Below are 5614 nucleotides of genomic sequence, written 5' to 3'. Positions count from 1 at the left end.
GTGGCCTCCTCGCGGGCGAGCTCCCACGGCTTGGTGTCGGCGATGTACTTGTTGGCCTTGCGCACGGCCTCCATCACGCCCTCGAGGGCGCGGTCGAACTGCAGGGCGTCGAACTGCCGCGTGGCGGCCTCGGGCAGCCCCAGGAAGGCGTCGATGAGCTCCTGGTCGGCCTGCTCGACGGGACCCGCGGCGGGCACCTTGCCGCCGCGGTAACGCCCCAGCATTCCGAGGGTGCGGTTGAGGAGGTTGCCCAGGTCGTTGGCCAGGTCGGCGTTGATGCGCTCGGCGATGGCCGGCTCGGTGAAGCTCGCGTCGAGCCCGAACGGCATGTCGCGGATGAGGAAGTAGCGGAACGCGTCGTTGCCGTACTTCTCGAGCAGGTCGAGGGGCTTGACGGCGTTGCCGAGCGACTTGCTGATCTTGCGGTCGTCGATGAGCCAGTAGCCGTGCACGTTGAGGTGCTTGAAGAGGGGGATGCCGGCCGCCTTGAGCATGATGGGCCAGAAGAGGCCGTGCGGCTTGACGATGTCCTTGGCGATGAAGTGCTCGACGTGCGGCCAGAACCGCTCCGTCAGCCCCTTGCTCTCGAGGGCCGAGTAGTAGTTGATGAGGGCGTCGAACCACACGTACGTCACGTGCTCGTCGTCCCACGGCAGCGGGATGCCCCACGGCACGCGGCTGCGGGGACGGCTGATCGAGAGGTCGCCGACCGGCTCGCGCAGCATGGCGAGGACCTCGTTGCGGTAGCGCGCCGGCCTGATCAGCTCGGGCTGGTCGTTGAGGAGGTCGCGAAGCCAGGTGCGGTACTTCTCCATGCGGAAGAAGTAGTTCGCCTCGGTGCGGTACTCGGGGACGATCTCGTGCTGCGGGCACTTGCCGTCCACGAGCTCCTTGTCGGTGTAGTAGCGCTCGCACTTGACGCAGTAGAGGCCCGCGTACTCGCCGTAGACGATGTCGCCGTTGTCGTAGACGCGCTGCAGGACCTCCTGCACGACCTTCTTGTGGCGCGGCTCGGTGGTGCGGATGAAGTCGTCGTAGCCGATGCCCAGCCGGTCCCACATGCTCCGGAACTCGCCGCTCACCTGGTCGGCGTACTGCTGCGGCGTCTCGCCGTGCGCCTCGGCGGCCTTCTGGATGTTCTCACCGTGCTCGTCGGTGCCCGTCAGGAAGTAGGTGTCGTCGCCCTTCAGGCGGTGGAAGCGCGTGACCACGTCGACGAGGATGGTCGTGTAGGCGTGACCGATGTGCGGCGCCGCGTTCACGTAGAAGATGGGGGTGGTGGCGTAGAAGGCCCCGTGCCCGGCGCCGCCCGTCGGCGCGGCGCCCGCTGTGCGGTTCTCGGTACTGTCGCTAGTCATCTCGCGTCTCCAATTGGGAAGGGCGTGCGTGGCGCCGTGCACGAAAGAGGGCGCCGCTCACGTCGCACGGCGCCCTGACCCGACCGACCGGCTCGGTCAGTCGTCGACAGGGCAACTGGGCATCATTCGCGGCACCATACCGGCGGGCAGTATAACCCCGCCCGACCGCTCAGGCCTGCGGTACCTCGCAGCCGTCGTCGGTGCAGGCCGCCGCGGCGTCGGTCGCGGCGGGTCCCGTCAGCAGCGTCACCGGCCCGCCCTTGGGCCCCAGCCTGCGCAACGCCTCCAGGAAGAACTCGCTCGGTTGCGCGCCCGACACCCCGTGCGCCTCGTCGATCACGAAGAACGGCACCCCGTCGACCCCGAGGCTCTTGGCGCGGCGCTCGTCGGCGCGCACCGCGTCGGCGTGGTCGGTGCTCGCCAGCATGCGCGTCACCCGCCCATCGTCGAGGCCACACTCCGCGCCCAGCCGCACCAGGGTGGCTGAGTCCGAGACGTCGGCGCCCTCGCACTGGTAGGCGCGCATCAGCCGCGTCATCATCGCGCGGCCGCCATCGGCCGGATCCAGCGCGGCGGCCAGGTGGACGAGGCGGTGAGCGTCGAAGGTGTTGGCGGCCACGGCGTCACCCAGGCGGTAGTCGAGGCCCTCGGCGGCGGCGACCTCCGTCACGCGCGCCATCATCTCGGCGACCTGCTCGCGCGAGCGGCCGTACTTGGCCATGAGGTGCTCGCTGGTCGAGGGCGGATCGACCTTGGGCGCGGCCGGCGCCAGCTCGAACGAGCGCCAGCGCACCTGCACGGCGTCGCGGTGCTCGTAACGCTCCAGCGCCGCCTCGAAGCGCACCTTGCCGATGTAGCACCAGGGGCAGGCGATGTCGGACCAGATCTCGATGAGCATGCCGCGAGGCTAACCGGCAGGCCGGTCGCGCGCCGCTCACGGCGTTACGGAACGCCCGTGGCAGAATGCCGGCATGAGCGAGCGTAGCGCCGCCGCGGGTAGCGCCATCGCGGACTTCCATGGCGCCAGGCGGCGCGCCGACGTGCAGGCGGTCCTGGCGCAGCTGTCGGGGCAGAGCGACAGGCTCCTCATGTACGACGACGTGAGGCGGCGCCTGCGGGCGGTGGAGGGCGCAGGCACGACGCTCGAGGACGTGCCGCTCGCCGCCATCGTCGGAAGCGTCGGACGCTACCAGGACTTCAACCGCTCGTTCCTGCCCCTCTCCGACGCCGACCGCTCGCGCTGGGTGAACGTGAAGCTCGCCATGGACGGCCTGGAGGGGGTGCCGCCCGTCGACCTCTACCGCATCGGGGAGGCGTACTTCGTCAAGGACGGCAACCACCGCGTGTCGGTGGCGCGCCAGCTCGGCGCCACGCACATCAACGCCTGGGTCACGCCCGTGACCTCGCGCGTGCCGTTCACGCCCGACATGGATCAGGACGACCTGATCATGGCCAGCGAGCTCGCCGAGTTCCTCGACGCCACCCACCTCGACACGTTGCGGCCCGGCGCCGACCTCACCGTCACCGTGCCGGGCAAGTACCCGCGGCTCCTGGAGCACATCCGGGTGCACCGCTACTTCATGGGCATAGACCTCGACAGGCCCGTGGAGTGGGACGATGCCGTGACGCACTTCTACGACGAGGTCTACCTGCCGGTGGTCGAGGAGATCCGGGCGCACGGCCTGCTCCTCGACTTCCCTGGCCGCACCGAGGCCGACCTCTACCTCTACCTCTCCGAGCACCGTGGGGAGCTGGCCCGGCGCTTCGGCTGGGAGCTGGAGGGCCCGCAACTGGCGGAGGGGTTGGCTCGGACGCGGCCCGCCAGCGTCGACGAGCGCGCCGCCGAACTCAAGGGCGCGGCGCGGCGCGTGCTCGCCGACAGCGTCCTGTTCGTCCTGACGGGCGCCGCGAGCGACGAGGCCGTGATAGTCACGGGCGCGGCGTTCGCGGGGCGCGAAGGCGCCCGCGCCTTCGCGCTCTACTCGCCTCCACCGGTGGGCGACGACGCGCTCGCCAAGGCGCTCGCCGCCGCCAACACCCCGCCGGAGGCCGGGGCCGGCGCGGCCAGACGCTCGTTCCTGGCGGAGTGCGCGGCGCGCGGGGTGACGGGGCAGTTCGCCGAGGCCCGGGGCGAGCTGCGCGCCGAGGTGCGGGAGCGCGCCCCTTACGTCGACCTGGTGGTGGTGGCCCGCGGCGACGGGGAGACGGGCGACCGGCGGGCGCGCGCCCTCCTGCGCCGCTGCCCGAAGCCGCTACTGCTCGTGAGCCGCCCCGAGCCCGAGCTGCGGCGGCCGCTCCTCGCCTACGACGGGGGCGCCAAGGCCGAGGAGGCGCTGTTCGCGCTCGCCTACCTGGCGCTCAGGTGGGAACTCGAGCCCGTGGTCGTCACGGTGGAGCGGCGTGCCGGTGAGGGCGGCGCCGCCGCCGGGCCGTTGCGGCGCGCCGGCGACTACCTGGCGCGGCTCGGGGTGGAGGCGGAGCTGGTGGAGGCAGCCGGCCCGGTGGCGCCGGCCGTGGTGAGGGTGGCGCTCGAGCGGGGGTGCGACGTCATCTTCCTCGGCAGCCGCTCCGGCCCGCGCTGGCTGGAGGAGATGCTCGGCGGCGTGCTCGACGAGGTGTTGAGCCTCACCGAGCTACCGCTCGTCATCACCTGAGCGCGGGAGCCGGGCGCCGTGCCTCACGCTCTGCGGCCGGCCGCGGCGCCGGGGCGCCTGCTAAGCTGTGGCGTCATGGCGAAGCCGCACTCCCTACCCACCCAGGCCGAGGATTTCAGCGCCTGGTACAACGACATCGTCTACCGCGCCGACCTGGTCGACCTGGGGCCGGTGCGCGGCTCCTTCGTGATCAAGCCGTACGGCTACGCCCTGTGGGAGAACATCCAGCGCGACCTGGACGCCATGTTCAAGGCCACGGGGCACGAGAACCTCTACTTCCCCATGCTCATCCCCATGAGCTTCTTCCAGCGCGAGGCCGACCACGTGGAGGGGTTCGCTCCCGAACTGGCCGTCGTGACGCACGCGGGCGGTAAGGAGCTCGAGGAGCCGCTGGCCATCCGGCCGACGTCCGAGACGATCATCGGCGAGCTCTACAGCAAGTGGGTGCAGAGCTACCGCGACCTGCCGCTGCTCTACAACCAGTGGTGCAACGTCATGCGCTGGGAGCTGCGCACGAGGCCGTTCCTGCGCACCACGGAGTTCCTGTGGCAGGAGGGGCACACCGCTCACGCCACGGCCGAGGAGGCGCTGGCCGAGACGCGGCGGATGCTCGAGGTGTACGCCGAGTTCGCCGAGACCTACGGTGCTCTGCCCGTCATCAAGGGCGAGAAGACCGAGGGCGAGCGCTTCGCCGGCGCGTTGCAGACGCTCACCATCGAGGCGATGATGCGCGACGGCAAGGCGCTCCAGTCGGGCACCAGCCACTACATGGGCGAGAACTTCGCGCGCGCGTTCGACATCTCCTTCAACGACGTCAACAACGAGCAGGCGTACGCCCACACCACCTCGTGGGGCTTCAGCACGCGCTTCATCGGCGCGCTCATCATGGGCCACGGCGACGACAAGGGCCTCATCATGCCGCCCAAGCTGGCGCCCGTCCAGGTCGTGATCCTCCCCATCTACCGCGCCAACGACGAGGAGGCCAAGGGGCGCGTGCTCGCGGAGGCCGAGGTGGTGCGGGCCGCGCTCGTGGCCGCGGGGGTCCGGGTGAAGGTCGACGACCGCGAGGGGATGTCGCCGGGGCGCAAGTTCGTCGACTGGGAGGTGAAGGGCGTGCCGCTGCGCGTGGAGATCGGCCCCAAGGACATCGACCAGGGCGTGGCGATCGTGGCCGACAGGCTCTCCGGCGAGAAGCAGTCCGTGCCGCTTCCCGCACTCGCCGCTCACGTGTCGTTCGCGCTGGGCGCCTTCCACGACGCCCTCTACCGGCGCGCCGTGGAGTTCCGCGAGCAGCACGTCTTCCACGCGGACACATACGAGGAGCTCAAGGAGAAGGTGGAGCTGGGGTTCGTGTACGCCACGCATTGCGGCGACCCGGCGAGCGAGAGGGCCATCCAGGAGGAGACCAAGGCCACGGTGCGCTGCATCCCCCTCGATGGGCCCAGCGCCGAGGGCACGGTCTGCGTGCACACCGGCCGGCCGAGCGGCTACGCCCGCAAGGTCGTCTTCGCCAAGGCGTACTGACGGTGGCCGGTCGCCCGACCCGGGGCCACGCGGCGCCGACCGCGGGGGAGCCGGCGGCGGAGTCCGCGCCGGAGGGGC

General features: G+C 71.1%; 4 protein-coding genes. 2 read left to right on the top strand and 2 right to left on the bottom strand.

Translation table 11 applies throughout. The annotated features are described in order from the left end of the window. Both metG and H3C53_09645 read right to left on the bottom strand, forming a co-directional pair. Nucleotides 1-1358, bottom strand: a 1358-nt coding sequence (metG, locus tag H3C53_09650) for a methionine--tRNA ligase (GenBank protein ID MBW7916928.1), incomplete at its 3' end; no start/stop codon positions are given. Between the two features lie 169 nt (nucleotides 1359-1527). Further along, complete coding sequence (locus H3C53_09645; protein MBW7916927.1) at nucleotides 1528-2256, bottom strand: DsbA family oxidoreductase; 729 nt, start codon at nucleotides 2254-2256, stop codon at nucleotides 1528-1530. A gap of 73 nt (nucleotides 2257-2329) precedes the next feature. Between H3C53_09645 and H3C53_09640 the strand changes: the two genes are divergently transcribed. Both H3C53_09640 and H3C53_09635 read left to right on the top strand, forming a co-directional pair. Next, nucleotides 2330-4012, top strand: coding sequence for a universal stress protein (locus H3C53_09640; GenBank protein MBW7916926.1), 1683 nt, complete (start codon nucleotides 2330-2332; stop codon nucleotides 4010-4012). A 75-nt stretch (nucleotides 4013-4087) separates the two neighbouring features. Further along, complete coding sequence (locus H3C53_09635) at nucleotides 4088-5536, top strand: proline--tRNA ligase (GenBank protein ID MBW7916925.1); 1449 nt, start codon at nucleotides 4088-4090, stop codon at nucleotides 5534-5536. Nucleotides 5537-5614: the final 78 nt, after the last annotated feature.

This window comes from Trueperaceae bacterium, assembly GCA_019454765.1.
Taxonomy (GTDB): domain Bacteria; phylum Deinococcota; class Deinococci; order Deinococcales; family Trueperaceae; genus JAAYYF01.
The sequence above is the reverse complement of the archived record's forward strand: the minus strand, read 5'-3'. Positions and strand labels throughout refer to the sequence as shown.